General features: G+C 39.4%; 16 protein-coding genes. 8 read left to right on the top strand and 8 right to left on the bottom strand.

The features are described 5' to 3' along the window. Positions 1-55 precede the first annotated feature (55 nt). Positions 56-2971, top strand: coding sequence for an FAD-binding and (Fe-S)-binding domain-containing protein (locus tag HJC33_RS13500; protein WP_171659347.1), 2916 nt, complete (start codon positions 56-58; stop codon positions 2969-2971). Here HJC33_RS13500 and HJC33_RS13495 read toward each other — a convergent pair. Next, complete coding sequence (locus tag HJC33_RS13495) at positions 2942-3886, bottom strand: UDP-2,3-diacylglucosamine diphosphatase (protein ID WP_171659346.1); 945 nt, start codon at positions 3884-3886, stop codon at positions 2942-2944. The two genes, HJC33_RS13500 and HJC33_RS13495, sit on opposite strands and share 30 nt — an antisense overlap. A gap of 188 nt (positions 3887-4074) precedes the next feature. Between HJC33_RS13495 and aroC the strand changes: the two genes are divergently transcribed. From aroC to HJC33_RS13470, 5 genes are read left to right on the top strand one after another with little or no spacing between them, the layout of a single operon-like run. Beyond that, positions 4075-5139, top strand: a complete 1065-nt coding sequence (gene aroC, locus HJC33_RS13490; RefSeq protein WP_171659647.1) for a chorismate synthase — start codon at positions 4075-4077, stop codon at positions 5137-5139. 56 nt (positions 5140-5195) lie between these two features. Beyond that, complete coding sequence (locus tag HJC33_RS13485) at positions 5196-6521, top strand: dicarboxylate/amino acid:cation symporter (protein WP_171659345.1); 1326 nt, start codon at positions 5196-5198, stop codon at positions 6519-6521. A gap of 12 nt (positions 6522-6533) precedes the next feature. Next, positions 6534-7565 (top strand): glutathione synthase, encoded by a 1032-nt coding sequence (gene gshB / locus HJC33_RS13480; protein WP_171659344.1) that lies wholly within the window; start codon positions 6534-6536, stop codon positions 7563-7565. Next, positions 7558-8385, top strand: a complete 828-nt coding sequence (locus tag HJC33_RS13475; RefSeq protein WP_171659646.1) for an N-formylglutamate amidohydrolase — start codon at positions 7558-7560, stop codon at positions 8383-8385. The genes gshB and HJC33_RS13475 overlap by 8 nt, the downstream gene beginning before the upstream one ends. After that, positions 8382-9554, top strand: a complete 1173-nt coding sequence (locus HJC33_RS13470) for a flavohemoglobin expression-modulating QEGLA motif protein (RefSeq protein ID WP_171659343.1) — start codon at positions 8382-8384, stop codon at positions 9552-9554. Before HJC33_RS13475 ends, HJC33_RS13470 begins: the two co-directional genes overlap by 4 nt. Positions 9555-9618: 64 nt before the next feature. On the opposite strand, the gene HJC33_RS13465 is transcribed toward HJC33_RS13470, so the two are convergent. From HJC33_RS13465 to HJC33_RS13440, 6 genes are all read right to left on the bottom strand, one after another. Further along, on the bottom strand, positions 9619-11712 hold the full coding sequence (locus tag HJC33_RS13465; protein ID WP_171659342.1) for a DUF4139 domain-containing protein: 2094 nt from the start codon (positions 11710-11712) through the stop codon (positions 9619-9621). A 108-nt stretch (positions 11713-11820) separates the two neighbouring features. Continuing rightward, positions 11821-12228, bottom strand: a complete 408-nt coding sequence (locus HJC33_RS13460) for a thiol-disulfide oxidoreductase DCC family protein (RefSeq protein WP_171659341.1) — start codon at positions 12226-12228, stop codon at positions 11821-11823. Positions 12229-12360: 132 nt separating this feature from the next. Further along, positions 12361-12657 carry an antibiotic biosynthesis monooxygenase family protein gene (locus tag HJC33_RS13455; RefSeq protein ID WP_171659340.1) on the bottom strand — a complete coding sequence of 99 codons (297 nt, stop codon included), beginning with the start codon at positions 12655-12657 and terminating at the stop codon, positions 12361-12363. 186 nt (positions 12658-12843) lie between these two features. Beyond that, positions 12844-13590 carry a CPBP family intramembrane glutamic endopeptidase gene (locus HJC33_RS13450; protein ID WP_171659339.1) on the bottom strand — a complete coding sequence of 249 codons (747 nt, stop codon included), beginning with the start codon at positions 13588-13590 and terminating at the stop codon, positions 12844-12846. Positions 13591-14119: 529 nt separating this feature from the next. Next, on the bottom strand, positions 14120-14716 hold the full coding sequence (locus tag HJC33_RS13445) for a hypothetical protein (protein WP_171659338.1): 597 nt from the start codon (positions 14714-14716) through the stop codon (positions 14120-14122). Between the two features lie 174 nt (positions 14717-14890). Beyond that, entirely contained in the window at positions 14891-15583 is a 693-nt protein-coding gene (locus HJC33_RS13440; protein ID WP_171659337.1) for an Abi-alpha family protein, read from the bottom strand. Between the two features lie 352 nt (positions 15584-15935). On the opposite strand from HJC33_RS13440, the gene HJC33_RS13435 reads away from it, so the two are divergent. Continuing rightward, on the top strand, positions 15936-16217 hold the full coding sequence (locus HJC33_RS13435; RefSeq protein WP_171659336.1) for a hypothetical protein: 282 nt from the start codon (positions 15936-15938) through the stop codon (positions 16215-16217). A gap of 38 nt (positions 16218-16255) precedes the next feature. Here the strand turns inward: HJC33_RS13435 and HJC33_RS13430 are convergent, their stop codons facing one another. Next, the gene (locus HJC33_RS13430) at positions 16256-18157 is read right to left on the bottom strand and encodes a tetratricopeptide repeat protein (protein ID WP_171659335.1); all 1902 of its coding nucleotides are present in this window, start codon (positions 18155-18157) and stop codon (positions 16256-16258) included. 311 nt (positions 18158-18468) lie between these two features. Here HJC33_RS13430 and HJC33_RS13425 point away from each other — a divergent pair, with 311 nt between their 5' ends. Then, a complete protein-coding gene (locus HJC33_RS13425; RefSeq protein WP_171659334.1) occupies positions 18469-20097 on the top strand; it encodes a thiol-activated cytolysin family protein in 1629 nt (542 codons plus the stop codon). Positions 20098-20147: the final 50 nt, after the last annotated feature.

The raw sequence follows: 20147 nt of genomic DNA, 5'->3' as shown, positions 1-20147 counted from the left end.
TTGTAATGTCTTGTGACACTTTTTAACAGAATTAGTCACCAAAAATTGTTCCAGATTGAATAAATCTTCGTTAAAGTCCCTCTCAGCCAAACTTGGAGGGCAATTGTTATTTGATGAATTGAGTAAGGCCCTGTATGCTACCGATGCCTCGGTATACCGGAAGCTGCCAACAGCAGTTGCCTACCCCAAAAATGCGACCGATATCAAGGCTTTAATAGAATTTGCAACTGAAAAGGGTATCGGGTTGATTCCAAGAACTGCTGGGACTTCTTTGGCAGGACAATGCGTTGGCGATGGTATTGTGGTAGATGTTTCCAGGTACTTTACCAAGATTATTTCTTTGGATGAAAAGAAAAAACAGGTTACGGTACAGCCTGGAGTAGTTCGGGATGAATTGAATCAATATTTAAAACCATATGGTCTTTTTTTTGGACCAAATACGTCTACCTCAAACCGATGTATGATCGGTGGAATGGTCGGGAACAATTCTTCAGGGACCACCTCTATTCAATATGGTGTAACTAGAGACAAGGTCTTAGCCATGCGCTGTATACTTTCTGATGGAAGTGAAGCCCTCTTTTCAGCAATACCAAAAACTACTTTTGACGAAAAAAGTGCTGCTACTTCTTTAGAAGGAATGATATATAAAGGATTAGCTGTTGAGCTATCAGATAAGCAAGTACAAAAAAGGATTATTGAAGAATTTCCGAAGGAAAGCATCCACAGGAGAAACACAGGTTATGCTGTTGATGAGCTACTAAAGAACAATGTATTTGGAGATGTCGATTCAGATTTCAATTTATGCAAATTACTTTCGGGTAGTGAAGGAACACTTGCTTTCACCACCGAAATCACATTACAGCTAGACGATTTACCATCTCATTTGGCCGCAATGGTGACCACCCACTACCATACCCTTGAAGATTGTTTGAGCGATGTGGCTCCCGTAATGCAACATAGTCTGCATACCTGCGAAATGATAGATAAGGTGATTTTAGACTGTACAAAAAATAATAGGGCACAACTGGCCAATAGGTTTTTTGTAGATGGAGACCCAGCAGGTATCTTGATGTTAGAAGTAAAAGCAGAAACTGAACAGGAGCTTCAACATCGGTTGGATGAATTGCTGAAAACTATTCAAAAGTCAGGATTGAGTTATGCAAGTCCGGTTTTAAAAGGTAATGACATCAACAAGGCCATAGAGTTGAGAAAAGCTGGATTGGGGCTTTTGGGGAATATGGTGGGCGATAAAAAAGCGGTCGCTTGTATTGAAGATACTGCGGTTGCTTTGGAAGATTTAAAGGATTTTATTGGGGAATTCACACAAATTATGCAGGGATATGGACAAGAAGCGGTCTATTACGCCCATGCTGGTGCAGGGGAATTGCATTTAAGACCCATTCTCAATTTAAAAAAGTCTGAAGATGTCGCCTTGTTCCGCGCCATAACAACAGATGTAGCTAAACTGACTAAAAAGTATAAAGGAAGTTTTAGTGGAGAACATGGTGATGGAATAGTTAGGGCGGAATTCATCCCGATGATGATTGGAGAGGCAAACTATGAATTACTGAAACGGGTAAAAGCCATTTTTGATCCCAACAATATTTTCAATCCAGGAAAAATTGTAGATGCCTTCCCAATGGATGAGTCGTTGCGTTATGAGGTGGACCGCAAAGAACCAGAAATAACAACACTGCTTGATTTTTCAGATAGTGAAGGCATTTTAAAAGCAGCAGAAAAGTGTAATGGGAGTGGTGACTGTCGTAAGAGCCATACCATGTCTGGAGGTATGTGTCCAAGTTACCATGCTACCAAAAATGAAAAAGATACCACAAGGGGCAGGGCCAATACCCTTCGGGAGTTTTTGACCAACTCTGAAAAGACCAATCGGTTTGACCAGCAAGAGCTCAAGGAAGTATTCGATTTATGTCTAAGCTGCAAGGCTTGTGCCAGTGAGTGTCCCAGTAATGTGGATGTGGCTGCCCTGAAAGCAGAATTCCTGTACCAATATCAAGAGACCAATGGATATTCTTTGCGAGGAAAGCTCTTTGCGCACAATACCAAATTGAATGCAATGGGCAGCAAACTTGCGGGATTGACAAACGCCATATACGATTCCAAGATTTTTGGAGGCTTGTTGAAAAAAGTGACTGGAGTTGCCGCCGAAAGAAGTTTGCCAAAAGTATACAACTTCAATTTTGAAAAGCATCTAGAACAATCCAAAACCATTAATAACAATCAATCTTCCCAAAAGGTGGTGTTGTATTTGGATGAATTCACCAGGTATCTAGATATTGAGGTAGGCCAGGATGCGATTGCTTTATTATCTGGTTTAGACTATGAAGTGGAGTTGTTTTATGCAGAAAGTGGAAGGACATATCTTTCCAAAGGTTTTTTAAAACAAGCCAAAAAATTGGTGGCTAAAAATATGGAAAGACTTCAGGAGGTTCTAGAACAAAATGTTCCTATTGTGGGGCTAGAACCTTCAGCAATCTTGTCTTTTCGAGACGAATACCAAAGACTCCATGATGACAAAACATTGCTACAAAAGCTAGCATCAAACTCATATTTAATAGAGGAATTTTTAGCTTCGGAAGTTGCGTCAGGCAAGATAACTTCAAATAGTTTTACAGAAGAGGAGCGTACCGTTAAAATCCATAATCACTGTCATCAGAAAGCATTGAGCAACCAAAAAGTAACTTTTGATATTTTAAATCTTCCCAAAAACTACAAGGTTTCCATTATTGCTTCGGGCTGTTGCGGAATGGCAGGATCTTTTGGCTATGAAAAAGAACATTACGAGACCAGCATGAAAGTCGGCGGGTTAAAATTGTTTCCGGCCGTAAGAAAAGCTTCAGCTGAAACAATTATAGCGGCAAATGGAACAAGTTGTAGGCATCAAATAAAGGATGGGACGAAAAGAGATGCTTTGCATCCAGTATCAATCTTGCGCAAGGCCTTGATTGTCTAAGGGACTTTCTTTAGGTATTTCTTGCTCTTCGTCCTCCATTTGTTGTAACTCTTGCAATGGTTCTTCACTTTGTGAAATCTCCTCTATTTCCACCTCTTTGTCCGTGATGGAAGCGATAAGCTCGTTCATATCCATTTCTTTGAGGTCCTCATCCACAAAAAATGGGGAAAGCCTGTCGTGGTTATAGTGATAGATTCGCCATCTCTTAAAAGAATATTCCAAAGCTGTCAGGTTTTCCACCCAATCTCCAGAGTTCAAATAGATACAACTACCATTTTTATTCTCATAGCGCTCCTTTTTGGGTTGATGGATGTGGCCACAGATTACATAATCGTAGTCGTTTTCAATGGCAAGGTCGGCAGCTGTCCTTTCAAAGTTGTTAATATACTTTACGGCACTTTTTACGCTGTTTTTGATGCGCTTGGAAAGCGAATACTTTTCCCTGCCCATTTTCACCAAGCACCAATTCACAAAACTGTTGATGAGAATCAGCAAGTCGTAACCATAGCCGCCCAGCTTGGCCAGCCATTTGGCATTTTGAATGGATACATCAAACACATCTCCATGAAAAATCCATGCTTTTTTGCCATCTAAGTTCAACACCAACTTATTGGCAATTTTAAAATTACCCATTGAAGTATCACTGAACTTACGAAGCATTTCATCATGATTTCCAGTAATGTAGTGAACTTCTGTGCCTTTGGAAGCCATACCAATGACCTTTTTCAATACCTTGAGATGGGAGGCGGGGAAATAGCGCTTGCTAAATTGCCAGATATCAATAATATCCCCATTTAAAATGAGTTTCTTTGGTTGAATACTGTTTAGGTAAGCAATGAGTTCATCTGCGTGGCAGCCATAAGTTCCGAGATGTACATCAGAAATGACGGCCAATTCTATCTTCCTTTTTTTCAATCGTATAGGGTTTAATTGCAAAATAAAGGTGTGGGAATAAACTGAAAATCAAATCCAAATCAATTATTTATGAGCATATTGTTAAAAAATCATCAATCAACTCCTTTTGATGTTACAAAAACATTAACTGGCAAGGTTGTTTTTGAAATAGAATGAGAACATCTACCTTTGGGGTTGAATATTTTGAGATGGCAGGAAATTCTTTCGGACAACTTTTTAGACTAACTACATTTGGGGAGTCGCATGGCAGGGCAATAGGCGGTGTAATAGATGGTTGTCCAGCAGGAATAGCGTTGGATTTGGAAAAAATCCAATTGGAGTTAAATAGAAGAAAACCAGGGCAGTCCGCCATCGTTACCCAACGAAAGGAACCAGATACTGTGGAATTTTACTCGGGACTTTTTGAAGGAAAGACCACAGGAACACCAATAGGCTTCGCCATCCATAATACCAATCAGAAATCCAAGGACTACTCCCACATAAAAGATTCGTACAGACCATCCCATGCGGATTATGTCTATGACAAAAAGTACGGTTTTAGGGATTATAGAGGAGGAGGGAGAAGTTCTGCGAGGGAAACTGCAAGTAGGGTAGTGGCTGGAGCCATTGCAAAGCAATTTTTGGGAGCTCTTAAAATTAATGCCTTTGTTTCACAAGTTGGGGAGCTAATATTGGATAAAAACTATAAGGAATTGGATTTTTCATTGATTGAATCCAATCCGGTACGTTGTCCAGACCCAACAATGGCCCAGCAGATGGAGGACTATATCAAAACCATCAAAAAAGAAGGAGATACCATTGGAGGTGTTATTACTTGCGTGGCACAAAATGTACCAATTGGTCTAGGAGAACCTGTTTTTGACAAACTCCATGCTTCACTCGGGCAAGCTATGCTTTCCATCAATGCTGTAAAAGGCTTTGAATACGGTAGTGGATTTGCTGGTGTAAAAATGAAAGGTAGCCAGCACAACGATTCTTACAACGAAGATGGGACTACAACCACCAATAGAAGTGGAGGGGTCCAAGGTGGTATCAGCAACGGCATGGATATCTATTTTAATGTTGCCTTTAAACCTGTAGCCACGGTATTACAGGCCTATGAGACCATCAATAAAGAAGGTGAAAAAGTAACCACCCAAGGCAAAGGTAGACATGATCCTTGTGTTGTCCCCAGAGCGGTGCCAATTGTGGAAGCCATGGCAGCATTGGTTTTGGCAGATTTTGCGCTGTTGGCTCGTACCAATAAAATATAAATTGGGGTTAGGGCTTTTCCCGCCAAAATAGTATCTTACTTTCCTAAAACTTACATATGCGTAGACTAGAACTGCATTGGCAGATCCTAATAGGAATGCTTTTAGGAATTTTGTTTGGATTTGCCATGACCCAAGTAGATTGGGGGAAAGACTTTGTTTCAGATTGGATTCAGCCCTTGGGAACCATCTTTGTGAAACTATTAAAACTGATTGCAATTCCACTGATCATTGCTTCTTTAGTAAAGGGAATTTCGGATCTAAAAGATATTTCAAAGTTTAGGAACATTGGTTTGCGAACCATAGGAATTTATATTCTGACCACCGTTGTGGCAATAACCATTGGTTTGCTTTTGGTCAATGTGATGCAGCCTGGTAATGGGATTTCGGAAGAAACCGTAACAAAACTTACAGAAACCTACGCAAGTGATGCTGGGGTAACCTCAAAATTAGAAGAGGCATCTCGGCAAAAAGATAGTGGACCACTACAATTTTTGGTAGATATGGTTCCTGACAACGCCCTTGCGGCGATGACCAATAATAGTTTAATGCTTCAGGTGATTTTCTTCACTATTTTCTTAGGTATTTCTATGTTGTTGATAGGAGAGGAAAAGGCAAAACCATTGAAGAGTTTCTTCGACTCCTTGAATGATGTTGTATTGAAAATGGTGGATTTGATCATGCTCACTGCGCCTTATGCTGTTTTTGCATTGTTGGCTGGAGTTGTAGTCTCTTCAAGTGACCCAGATTTACTGGTAGCTTTGTTGAAATATGCTGGCGTTGTAGTGGCAGGACTGCTTTTGATGGTTGTATTCTATGCTATTGTGGTCTCAACCTTCACCAAAAAGAACCCCTTTTGGTTTCTCAAAGAAATAAGTCCAGCTCAATTGTTGGCATTTTCTACCAGTTCAAGCGCGGCAACCTTGCCGGTTACTATGGAAAGAGTAGAGGAACATATTGGGGTGGACAAAGAAGTTTCCAGTTTTGTGCTTCCCGTTGGGGCAACCATTAATATGGATGGCACAAGTTTATACCAGGGTGTAGCTGCGGTTTTTATATCACAGGCTTTGGGCTTTGATCTAACATTTGGCGACCAATTAACAATTGTTTTAACTGCCTTATTAGCTTCCATTGGTTCTGCTGCAGTTCCTGGTGCGGGAATGGTAATGCTGGTTATTGTGTTGGAATCCATAGGATTTCCGGCAGATAAGTTGGCCATTGGATTGGCGTTGATTTTTGCAGTGGACCGTCCTTTGGATATGTGCCGAACTGTTGTAAATGTCACTGGAGATGCAACAGTATCCATGGTGGTGGCCAAGTCGGTGGATAAATTGGGCGAACCTCATGTGAAAGATTGGGATGACCATTATGATGAAGTTAAATAATCACATATAGCCATGAACATTTGTTTTTTAATGTATCCTTGGGAGGAAATCAATCCAGAAAACGATACCAGTTTAGCTTTAATACACGAATGTGTCAAAAGAAAACATGGTGTAGCGCTTTGCACTCCTGCCAATCTGACCATTAGAAATAGCGTTACCAGTGCTTTTTGTACGGTGATCAATAGGATGGAAAAAGTTTCCAGTAGCCAAAAAACATTTTATAAACAAGCAAGTATTCGGGAAGAGATGCTCCCTTTAGCTGGTTTTGACGTTATTTTCATGCGTGCCAATCCGCCGCTAGATCCTTTAATGTTGAATTTTTTGGATTCCGTAAAAGATGATGTTTTTATAGTAAACTCGTTACAAGGCCTTCGCGAAGCGAACAACAAGTTGTATACGGCAGCTTTTGGGGATAGCCATAGCAACATTATTCCTGTAACGCATGTATCAAAAAACAAAAGATATTTGGTACAGCAGATCAAGGAATCCAAAGCGGAAAAAATGATTCTAAAACCGCTCAATGGATTTGGGGGTTCTGGGGTTATATTGATTGAAAAGTCGGCAATGTCCAATATAAAATCCCTTTTGGATTTTTATGTCACCAATTCCGATGGCACATCCAATTATGTGATACTTCAGGAATATATTGAAGGCGCTGATCAAGGGGATATTCGAATATTGATCCTTAATGGAGAACCGATTGGAGCCATGAGGCGCATTCCCGGCTCGGATGACCATCGTTCCAATGTTTCCGCAGGCGGCTCAGTAGCTAAACATAGTTTGACCAAGGAAGAAAAAGCACTTTGTAAGCAAATTGGCCCAAAATTGGTCAAAGATGGGCTATATTTTGTAGGGATTGATGTGATTGGCGGAAAACTCGTAGAGGTCAATGTGATGTCTCCAGGGGGAATAACCTACATGAATAAAGTTTATAAAACCAAAATACAGGCCAAGGTCATAGATTTTATAGAAAGTAAGGTGTTGGACAAACTCAAGGCTTTTGACCGTAGATCCAGGTTACGCAGTGAAGTTGAAAATGCATAAGTGCACTATAGATGATATTATACGTTTAATCAAAGAAGGAGCATGTTTTGAAGCTGTTTCCAATGATTATTCCTTCACCATAAAAATTGAAAAATATGTCCCCTTTATCTGTGGTGCGGTTCATGACGGACACCAATTCCGCAAAGATTTATGGGATAATTGTCTACATTCAGAATACGAGCGTTGGTATGAAGAAGACCCTTGTACCAAACAAATGGTTAAGAGTTTCCCCATTGTAATTGCCGGTTGCGACAGTAGGTTCGAATACGATTTAAATCGTGATCCTGAAACCGCCATTTTTGATACAGCTTGGGGGAAACAACTGTGGAAAAATCCATTACCACAGCATCAAAAAGAGCAAAGTCTTTCCAAGCACAGCAATTTTTACAGAGTGGTAGAAGCTTTAATAGCTAAATTGGAAGGAGACTTCAAAGATGTCATCGTCTTTGATATGCACAGTTACAACTGGAAGCGATGGGATAGGGAAGTACCAGTTTGGAATTTGGGCACCAGCAATATCGATATGTATAGATATGGAAAACTTGTGGAAAGCTGGAGGTCTAAATTGAATGCGATGCAATTGCCGAATGGTATCCATACAGCGGCAAAAATCAATGACACCTTCTATGGAAAAGGCTATTTCCTAAAGTTTATTACCCAGAATTTCAAGAATACCTTAGTTTTGGCCACCGAAATTTCCAAGATTTACTGTGATGAGCTTACTGGAATTATTTATCCTGAAGTAGTGCAATCTGTGGAAGAGCAACTAAAGGTTTTGATTCCAGAAATGGTCGAAGAATTTGAAAAGGATGGGAAATGACAGTTATTGAAGAGCTAAAGGATTTGCAAAAAGAGTACAGTCATCTTTTTGAGATAGATGCCAATTTGGACCGTTTGGTTCATCGGATTGAATTGTTGAGCTATATCAATCCGTTGAACATTGAAAAGGAAAAGCACCGTTTTTTTGCTTCCAAATACACGGCTGAGCCTAATTTTAAATATCCCAAGCTCAAATTTAATCCCTACAAATTACACCGTTTGTTCTTTTCACAACGTTTAGAGCGCATTACGGATGAACGCATACGCCAACTGTACCAAGATGTGATTTATCACTATTCCAATATGGTGCAGTGCATAGAAACCATTGGAAAAGGTAAAAATTTCTATTACAATTCGCTTCGGGTGTATGGCACGCCCACCGAACGGGATGTGCAAAATGCCAAATACATTCTTCATTTTGGGGATGCGCCCGAATCTGTGGACATGGAGAAAACACTTTCGCCCGAAGAGGCTCGTGCGTATTTTGAAACATTTTCAAAACAATACGATTTTCCGCTGAAGATTAAGTTTTCACATAATATTGCTGCAGAGGCCATGGTCAGCAATAGTTCACAATCGCTTTTGATCAAAAAGAACATCAAGTTCAGTAAAAACCAATTGTTGACTTTGGCCAATCACGAAATTGGTGTGCATTTGGTCACAACTTTTAATGGATTACAACAACCTTTAAAAATTTTCTCCAACGGACTGCCCAAAAATGTGGAGACCCAAGAGGGCTTGGCCGTGTTTAGCGAATATATGGGTGGGGCGTTGACACTAAAACGATTAAAAGAGTTGGCATACAGGGTTTTGGCGGCAGATAGTTTAATTAAAGGTTATACGTTTGCCGATACTTTTGATTTGATTCATGGACAATATAAACTCAATAAAAAGGAAGCTTTTGGTATCACCCTTCGGGCGCATAGAGGGGGTGGGTTTACCAAGGACCATTTGTATTTAAGTGGTCTGAAGAAAATATATAAACGTTTTCAAAAAGAGGAAAGCCTAGATGTATTGCTTACCGGAAAAGTGGCTTTGGAAAACGAAGAGACCATTAAATATTTACGAACCTTAGGACTGGCCCAAGCTATTTCGCACCATTGTCATTCTTTTACCCAAAAGTTGAACGCCAACAAGACTTTGGATTTTATTTTGAATAACCTCAAATAATTTGGACCTTTAAAAAAGAAAAGGGAGTCCCAATTCTTGAACTCCCTCGATTCATTTCAAATTTTTATAATGAAATATGCCTTCCCCTGGGGTATTTTACCTGAAATGAAAATTGTTCTTTTTTGGTTTCCTTCGGGGACAGTTCAAGATTCCATGTCAAAAGCCCTTTTTTATCATCATATTCAGCATTATTGGTTAGAATGTCGTCAACCTTTATGTCTTTGTTCTGTGATTTTGGAATTCGGTCCATCACTTTTAGAGTAATGGCGGTGCTTTTATTGTTTTTGATCTCCAAATTATAGGTGCGGTCCAAAACCCTGTTGCTACCTGTGAAAGATTTACTTTTAAAATTACGGTCTTGTTGCCGCACTACAGAAATGTTATTGTCTATTCCTAAGGAAAGCACCATTTCCTTTTTAGTGGTATACGGGTCCAAAGTTGTTTTGCCAGCATAAGTGCCTTCAAAATAGATGTTGGCCTCACCCGGAAGCAATTGGTGTTTTTCCCAGTCTTTGAAACTAGCTGTCAGAAACACATTTTCGTTGATCACGGGTGCTGCAAAATACTCATATGTGGACGGCATTTTAAAACTATTGATTTCGATAGCAGTGATATCGCCATCGGAATTTATGGAATAGGGCTTTTTGATTATGAATTCCGTTTTGGTGGCACCTTCTTTGGTATGGCTTTTTTTGGTGGTGATCACAACAACCCCATTTATCCCGCGGTTGCCATAGATTGCTGATGCATTGGCACCTTTTAGGATTTCAATGTTTTGAATTTCATTTTCATCTAAATCTCCTTCAGAAAAACCGCTCCTAGGAATGCCATCAATTATATATAAAGGTTCTGGGGTGTATACTTTCTTTTGTTTCGATGAAAATGAACTCACGCCTCTAATATTTACGCTTGCTGCTCTTCCTTGTATAAGATTTTCAGGATTTACAGAGCTAACTGCTCCTGTTTGGAAACTATTTGATGAAGTTCCATATGCGGTGACAACAACTTCATCCAATTGGGAAGCATCTTCTTCCAAATCTATATTGATAATGGATGAGTACAACGGTAATTCTTGGGTGTGCATTCCTATGTACGAAAAAACCAGTTCCTGTCCGTACGGGACATCCAGGGAATAATTGCCGTCAAAGTCGGTGGTTGTTCCTTGACTGGTTCCCTTGATCATTACGTTGACCCCAGGTAGCGGCGACCCAGAACTATCAGTGACCGTTCCCACTACTTTTTTTACATTGGGATTATAGGCATAGCCTTTTTTCTTGGCAACAGGGGAATATCTTTTTTGATAAGAACTGACAAAGTTCAAGTATTTGGATTCTAAATGGGGTTTTGCAATATTGTAATCTGGATTGCCGGTGGAAAGTATCATCTTTACATTGTTCCAATCTTGCCCTGTTTTTTGATACACGTTGGCTTTATATGCTAAATCAAGGGGATTGTTAAGCCCAGAAGATTTAATGTCATAATTGGGAACCCATCCTGCATCTTGCACTAAATAAGTTAACGTTACCCCTAGGGTTGTGGCGATAGGAGCACTAAATTTAATGGTAATTTCTCCCTGTTCCTCTTCCGGGGCATTATTCACCTCAATTAATTGCTTTTGTAACGTTTTGATTTCAAGTTGCAGTTCATTGATCTCCAGATTTGTATTGAATATTTCATTTTTAATGGCCGTGATGCGTTCACGGTAATATTGGCTTATCTGCTTTACCTTTTCCAAATCCAAAGCTTGATTGTCCGTGCTTACCAGTCTGTTGGTGGTAATGATCTTTTGTTCTTCTTCCAGACCGGCAATGGTATTGCCCAAAAGGGCTACTTGATGTTCTAAACTTTTGATTTCATCCTCCCACATCTTAACTTTTGGATTAGTTTCTGATTGTTCTAAATAATTAATATCATAACTAATGGAGAGTATGCTCACTGCATTAAGTCCGGATATTTGAATGCTGCTCTCATCTATTTTATGGGATAGCCCGGTAAAAACAACCTCGCTGGTACCTTCGATTAACTGACAATTGGCAGTTCTTGTGATTTGTGCACCACTTAAATATAAAGTCACTTCTTCAATCTTTGAGTGGACTTTGATATCATTGCCCAGACAGGTAAAAGAAGATAGCACGAAAAGTAAAACTAGATTTTTCATAACAGTTTGATTTAAGTTATGATTCAAACCTAGAGGTAATCTTCATCTATAAAAACCCATAATTAGGAAAAGGGTATATTGGGTTAGGGAAGAAGGAGTTTAGTTGAGTCAACCCAAAAACTTGGCCTGTAGCTCTGGAGTAGGGATCATGCACGCATCTTTTCTGCCAAACCATTTGTAGCGGTTTTTGGCGATCCAATCGTAAATAGCATTCCGAAAGGATTTGGGAATCCAAGTAAAAAGGGCCAAGGCTTTCCAAAGTCCTCCAAAACCTTGCCCGATCTCCAAAGCTGCATCAGATTTGGTGTAATAGGCCATACCAGGCTCAATAAGAATAATGGAATCCACTTTGAGGGTATCAATGCCCCGTTCGGCAACTAATTGTTCCCCAATCTCACTTTGGAGAGCAGCATAGCGGAACAGGTCTTTTTTGTCACGTTTTATGATGAATTGCACCGCACCATTGCATAGGTTACAGACCCCATCAAACAAAATGATTTTTTTGTCATTTTCCACAGTACAAAGATACACTACAAAGAATTAAATTTCTGTAGGGCACACTGCTTTTGAATAGCATTGATTAAGCACAATGAATTTTATGGTCTCCGTTAGGCCCTCAAACTTTTCAATGGTGGTGATGGCTTTGTTTTACTTTGTAAAATCATCCACTTCCCTGAAGATTTCCACGGAGACCCGTTCTCCCAAATCGTGCATGGATTGCATTTGACTGGGTTTACTGTCTTCCCAGAATCTTTCCCAATCCTGGAGACTGTCCCACTTTGCAATGGTCTTTATTTGCCCTGGGTCACTGTCGTTTTGCAGCATAAAACTCCCTCGAGCTCCTTTTACCTCTTGGTGGATGGTATTGGTGGTTGTTTTCCAGGTCTCAATAAAGAGTTCCAGATTTTTCTGGGGTACCTGCCAACTGTATATAATCCGAATCATGCTAGGGGTATTTGGGGTGATTGTTGGGTGTAAGATAGTGTTCATTGCCGGTACGGGCCAAGAAACAGTTCTACCAATTTATTTGCGGTGCGTAAAAGAAGAAATCTTGGGGTTGTTGGTTGTTTGTCATTTCGAGTGAGCGTAGCGACGAGAAATCTAATGAATCTGAAAAGATTTCCCCATCGGTTAACCAATTATATTGATGATCAGTCCAATTACAGGAATACCATTTAAAACTGCATGGGATATCAGGAAGATCGTATTATTTTGGGTTCGCTGTACCACATACGACATAAAGAGTGCGCCCGGAAGAACCATCAAGGCATTATAGGGTGCAAATAAGTGGAACATTGTCCACAACAAACCATGTACCACCCAAGTGTATTTGCCATGCCTCAACTCTTGTTTTGGAAATAAATACCCCCTCCACAAAAACTCCTCGCCCAAGACATTGAAGAAATAAAAAAACAAATGGAGAAAAAGCAACCACCAGTTTCCTTTAGTGGTATAACCAATAAATGTTTTGCCATCGCCCATAATTTCGTGTAGAATTTCAGGTGGAGGAAATGCATCGTGTACGGACTTTACAAATGGATGTGCCAATTTGTATACGGCCAGGTACAGTCCAATATCGACCAAGACGAAAACTACGGCCCACAGCCACATTTTTCCTTTAATGGACTTGAACCTGAACCGAGTTCTGAAATCCGTCCATTTCCATGCGTTCCCTTCAAGTCGATAGCCGATCAACGCCACTGAAAAAAAGATGATGTGGGGTACGGCCATGATCAAGAAAAGAAACAATTTATTGACTCCAATGCCTCCCAGGTAAGGAAGCAACGACCTTTCTATGAAAAGAAACAGCAAAGCTGCAGTTCCAAAAATCAAGAAAGAGTATGGTAATTTTATCGGCTTTATCATATTTTGTGCCATGACCTCTTTTTATATTCTTTTATGAAGACGAAAGACATGGGGTTTCGTTACATTGCAACCAACCTAAATAAAATAACGACCCATTTGTGCCCAATCAATTTTGTCGTTTGGAGTGAGCGGAGCAACTAGAAATCTAAAGATTTCTCCATCGATGCCCCGCATCTCCTATCAAAATGACAAATGGTTTGCCGCTACACGGCTTGGACATGGCTGATGTCCTACAAGAGGTTAGTGGAAACTCTAAGGCGTTGTGCCTTATAAGATGCAATCTTGCATTAATATAAGCTTGTTTGTCGTTTGGAGTGAGCGGAGCGACGAGAAATCTAATGAATCTGAAGAGATTTCTCAATCGTCGCTGTACTCCTCCTATTGAAATGACATTGGTTTGCGACTGGAAATCTAAAGATTTCTCCGTTGATGCGCTGCATCTCCTATTGAAATAACAAATGGTTTGCCGTTACCCCGTTTGGACACAGATGATGCCTCAGAAGATGTTAGCTGGAGGGAGCGGGGAGGGTTTTCTTATTATTTATTTACTTAACAGATAAATGTTTGAAAGAACAAGTGTCATGATTAAACAGGCCACAAAAGAGTAAAACATCCACTTTGATGACTTAAAAACCAGTCTAACAGTAAACCAAATATTTAGAAACACAACTGCTATTAGGAGGTAGAATAGGTAATAGTAATTATTGAACATATCCAATTCATTGTTGTATTCTTCTAACCCCAAAGGTAGTATTGGGACAATGGTAACAAATCTTGTAATGACAGCAATTATGGCCCAGAAGTATAGTAGGGCGTATGTTTGACCCAGTTTAGAATAAATCCTAGATCCTATTCTACCGGGTTTTATATTAATAAGCCAAATAGTGATAGAAATAGACAGGCCGAGTGTAGTACTAAGGGCGGCAAAGAAATAAGAATAGAATTGCCGTTCTTCTTCTTCAAGGTGGACTTTATTTCCTAAAGAGCCGGCCAGATATTCCATTAGTTCTTCAGAATGACTAAAGAAATATGCTAGGGCGAATGTACTAACTAACCCTGCTAAAACACCAATCCAAAATTTATTTTTTCCAATAACATCTATAGAAATATTTGGCCTTTGGATTTTATGTCTAATCATGCAATGGGTTCATTTTTAATGTACATAATGTATAATGTTTAAGCTATGTTTTGTTTTTTAGAAGGAATGTATTGTCCACAAGATACAATCTTGCGGGAGCGGGGTTTACGGTTATGCGGCTTGGACATGGAGGATACCTATAAGATTGTTAGTTGTAGGGAGCGTGAATATGTTTTATTCAAAAATCTGTCGCGTTAATTCCACTCCGAAAAGGGAAAACCTAAATTTGTCCGAAGGAATTATTGCTGAATAAATCTCATCCTCCTCTATATATTCGAAGGAGTCAGAACGTTTTTTTAGTTCTTCGCGAAGTTTTGGTGGCTCCTCTTCAATTAATCGAAGTCGTAAAAGATTATCTATTAATAATCCTTTTATCGCTATTTGAGTCCGACCATTTCTTTCTAATTCTTTCCTTTGAAAATATGGTCTATCTCCGCTTGACATAATAAAACTGTTACTATAGATAAAGTGTAATATGTAAACTTCATTTACTGAAAGTTGATTCAAAATTTGAATAAAGATGTTGCTTGAATCAAATTGATTTTCTGGATTCATTGTATTTGCAAGTAGTTTAGCCCAACTGTCTTGCATGATTTCGTCTTCTTCAAAGGATGCGTGTTCCAGTAAAGTAGTTACATCCTTTATTGATATTTTTTTTGGAGTGTTAATACCCTTGGATTTTAAGTGCTCACGGGCTCGAGTAATTATATCTACTTGATTTTTGAATCTCCAGTACTTTACTTTATCTGTAAATATTCCAGTTCCTTCCATGAAAGGTCCAGCAATTAGCTTCTCGATGAAATCCAATGCTTTTTGGGCTGCCATTCCGATTCCCTTAGCTATTTCAGAATTTTCACTTTCCCCCATAGTGTCCTTGTTTAAATTACGCTTCTTAATGCTTAAGGTATAGCCTTTTTAGCAAAAAAATCTACACAACCCCCTAATTTCACCGAAATTTCCCTCAAAACCAAGCAGTACATCCTTTAGGATGTAAGAACTTATCAACACTAAAAGTGGATAAACCATTGGAAATCTGTTTTTTATAGAAAGCGTATCTTTGCTGTGCTACACTTATCGAAATTAAGGTGTCCTCTCCAACCTCATTTGAACAATTATTGGACAGGCAGACGGGTGAAAGTCCCCAGACCTTCAAGGCACCGCTTTGATGAGTGTAGCAGTGACCTGTCCTCTTTTATTTAACCATTTTAATTCTTTTGTTATGCTACACTCAAAAGGTCAAAACCAATGTCCGCACTGTAAGGCGGTCCTACCTTTGGAGGAGGCGCAGAGCGCCCCTAAAATTTCCCAAATGCTCACTCCGGCACAAGTGGAACTCTTACAAATTGCCAATTATCTGGACGGCCCAGATTTGGTCAACGCCCTAAAACTGCTCCACGATGTGGTCATCTACCATTCCGAGATCCCTTTGGATGAGGAGGAAAAAAGTGCCCTCTTTAGCGTAAAGGGGCTTTGGGAGTGCATCCGGGACATTGAGCAATAAAAAGGAAAGGCCCTTAAGGGCCTTTTTTCAATTTGGGATTACAAAGTGTTCAAAAAACTGCCCAGATCTGTATCCTTATCAAGTCCCAATTTCTTTTTCAAGCGATATTTTGACTTGAGAATACTATCGGGCAGTACATTCATAGTCGCTGCAATTTCTTTGGTTGTCAAATTCATTCTAAGAAACGCCGCCAATCGTATTTCCTTTTCAGAAATATCGGCATAAAGTGTCTTTAGTTTTTGGTCAAAGTCGTTGTGGACTTCTGAAAAGTAGGTTTTAAAGGTTTCCCAATCTTTGTCAGAGGCCTTTTCTTTTTTCAAAAGCATTACAATGCGGCGAAACTCCATTTTGAACTTGTCAGGCGAATTTTTAAGGTTCTCCAGATTCTCTTTTAACTCTTCCAAAAATGTATTTTTTTGCACTAAATGAAGTGTTTGACTTGCCAGTTCTTTTTTCTTGTGTGCGATTTCTTGCTTGTAAATTTCCTCCTGCTTTTCGCGGGCAATCCGGTTCTTTTTGATGCGTTGGCGGTACCCGAAAACCGACAAGCCAAACAAGGCTAGGGCAGAGGCCATACCTCCCGCATACAGGCCTTTGGTGAGTTTGTCGACCTTAGCTTTTTCATTAAGTGTGTTTATTTCCTCATCTTTTAAGGCCAGGGCTGCTTCTTTTTTTTCAGTTTCATAAATAGTTTGGAGTTCAGACATGCGTTGATTGCTCTTCAAATTGTAAATGCTATCATTGATAACTTTGAATTGTATATGGTTGTTCAGGGCTTCTGAAAAATTGCCTACATGTTGATTATATTGGTATATGATTTTATGTGCCTCGGCTTGATCTTCCAAATGTCCTATGGAGTCAGCCATTGATTTTGCTTCTTGTGCCAATTCAAGCGCTACGGTGGGTTGATTGCTTTTGCCAGCTATTCGTGCCAAAGCTAAATTAGTACTGATTTTATTTGCTATTTGGCCTAGTGAATCGGACAACCTTAGTGATTCATTCAAATATTGTTTGGCCAACGCATATTCATTTGTTTTTTCGTGGTATAGACCAAGTCCATAATTGGCATTCAACAAACCACTAGGGTTTTTCAATTCATTGGCCAGCATTTTACTTTTATGGAGCATGTCTTTAGCTTCCACAAGTTTGTTCATATCATTGGAGTAAATAAGACCAATTTGAAATAAATTGAGCATGGCCCCTCGTTTATCATTACGTGTTTGATGCAAATTCAATTCTTTTGTCAGGTGTTCCAGGGCCAATGTTGTATCTCCCATTTTAAGGTAGTTCTGTGCAATTTTGTTCATTGCTATGACCTCGCCTTGTCGCGCCCTGTAATGATCATAGTTTTGATAAGTATGCATGGCTTCAATTGAATTCTCTAGAGATAACCTATACTGTCCTTTTTTAAAATATACCGAAGCTATTAATGACTTGCAACCAGCAGAGCCAATGGAATCGTTCATTTTTAAAAAAGCTGGTATTGCTTGCTCAGCGTGATAAATAGTGCTGTCTTCCTGATTCACCATATTAAAGTTAGCGGCAATATTATAATGCATGGCAGCAACGCAGCTATATTCATTCTTTTCCAGTCCTAATTTGATTCCTTTTCTATAATAAGCATTTGATTTTTCGTAGTCATCAATATAGGAATAAGCAATTCCCATACGTTGATATCCTGTATATTCTGCGGGGATATGGTCAAAATCCTTCCCTAGTTTGATCAATTCGTCGGCATAGATAAATGATTTATCAATGTCGTTATGAATATGTGCCCTCCAAAGATTGGTTAAAATAGATGTGTGCGTGGTGTCCCGAGGTGAAATTTGCAACAGGTTCTCTAAACTATCAATCTGTTTGGGCGATGCATCATACTGTGCAATGGAAATGATTGGAAAACAGATGAACAAAAGAGTGTAAAAACAAAATTGACTTTTCATTGGTTGCTGATTTTGACTTTAATAAAGATAGATTAAAAGACCTGAATCCTCAATAAGCTAACAACTATTGGGTTTTGCCCATGTCCATTGATTGTCCATATCAATGTAATTTACGCTAGGTGTTAAATAAAAATTAATTGATTGATTAATAGCTACTTATATTATATTTCTCTTTTTTTAGAATTATCATTGTCCATAGCTTATTTGAGCTAAATCCACACTCCTTGTCCATACTTTGTCCATGCCAAAAATTAGGTATGGCCTCTATCTGCTTCTAGTTTTGGGGTGTTGAATCCAAAAAACTAGAAATTATGAAAATCATCACCCAACAAAAGAATTTACTGACCACAATAGTATTGGTTGGTCTATTGATTACTGTACTCTCTTGCAGTAAAGATGAAAACATTGAGCCCATTGGCGGTTCAGATGATGACCCCATATCCCAAGAGGAAAAAGACAATATAAATGATAATCTATCAACCTTGCAGGCTTTTTCGCAACCAGATGAGATTGCCACTCCAGAACTTTTAGATGAAGAAGACCCAGAACGTGATGTTAATTATGAATGTGTAGTTAGGCATTATAAAGCCGCTCCTGGTTTTGATGAAATGTTGGCATTGGACCCCTCTACCGACGTTATTTATCCTGGGGCCATGCTTAAAGGAGAGTCCATTCCAACTGGGGAGTATATTGGAATTAATGGAGGACGTGCCCCAATTACCCTTTCCGTTTCATTGGAAAATATAGATGGTTCGGCATCTATTGATATAGAAGACCCGGACTTGGATAGTGTTCGTAATGGTGTAAACGAATTATTGAACCAAGGAGTTAATGGTGCAACACCTGCCGAACTTAATTTTACGGTAGAGGAAGTGTATTCTGAAGAACACTTAAATATAGCCCTTGGTGCAAACTACAGGTCAAAGAACAAAGAAGTTGCTTCTTCGTTTGATTTTTCTCAATCTGGTTACCGCTATAAATATGTGGTTAAGTTTTTTCAGGAATACTATACGATTGACATGACCTTACCACCAAATGATGATCCCGGGTCATTATTTACCGAACTTCCCAATTTAGACAATACCAGTCCCGTAATCGTAACTTCTGCGATGTATGGAAGAATGGTATTATATACGGTAGAATCAAATGCTTCCTACTTAGAGGTAAAATCAGCTTTTGCACTCTCTTTTAGTCAGGGTCAAACCAGTGGCGATGGTGGAATAGATGTAGATTACAATGAAATAATCAGTGAGTCTAAGGTAGAGGCTTTGGTTATAGGAGGTTCTGCTGAAGATGCTGTTGGTGTAATCACAGGACCTGAAGGCGTATATAGCTATATCATAAACGGAGGTAATTATTCCAAGGATTCCCCAGGGAAATTGTTAGCTTACAAATTGAGATACATTAAAAAAGATATGCCTGTGGCCAGAGTGGTTTTAGCATCTGAGTATCCAGTACGTTCTTGTCAAGAGGCATGGTTCAAATACAAGGTTACCATAGAAGAAATTTCAAGAACAGGATCCGTGCAAAAGGAAATTTATGGGGATATTTCCGCTGGTATTCGAAAAAGTGGTAGTTCTAGTTATACAGGGAGTTATGCCAGTTGGTCAGAGGATTGGGGAGATGCTAAAGATGTGTCGCCAACCGATCCGCATACGGTAAACAAATCTGCGACCATTGAACTTTACAAACCTGATTTAGATGCTGACGAAGTGTATTTATATGCACATCTAAAAGACAAAAATTTTGTTGGTTTTGATGATTTAGGCGATGATAACATTTCAATTGAGTTAAAGGATATAGGCTTTGTACCTACTTTAACCACTGTGGACGACCCGGACGGTACAGAAGGTCCAAATCGTAGTTATTCACATGCATTGGATTCTTTTGAAGATAAAATGAAAGTCACCTTCACCGTAAAACAGGTGCAGTACGAATAGTTTTTAAATACAGTCGGCCGCTCAGGTTGGGTTCAACAACTTGATGCCGG

Origin of the sequence: Flagellimonas amphidinii (assembly GCF_013090115.1) — a bacterium.
Classification (GTDB): domain Bacteria; phylum Bacteroidota; class Bacteroidia; order Flavobacteriales; family Flavobacteriaceae; genus Flagellimonas; species Flagellimonas amphidinii.
This window is presented reverse-complemented; position numbering and strand designations above follow the sequence as displayed.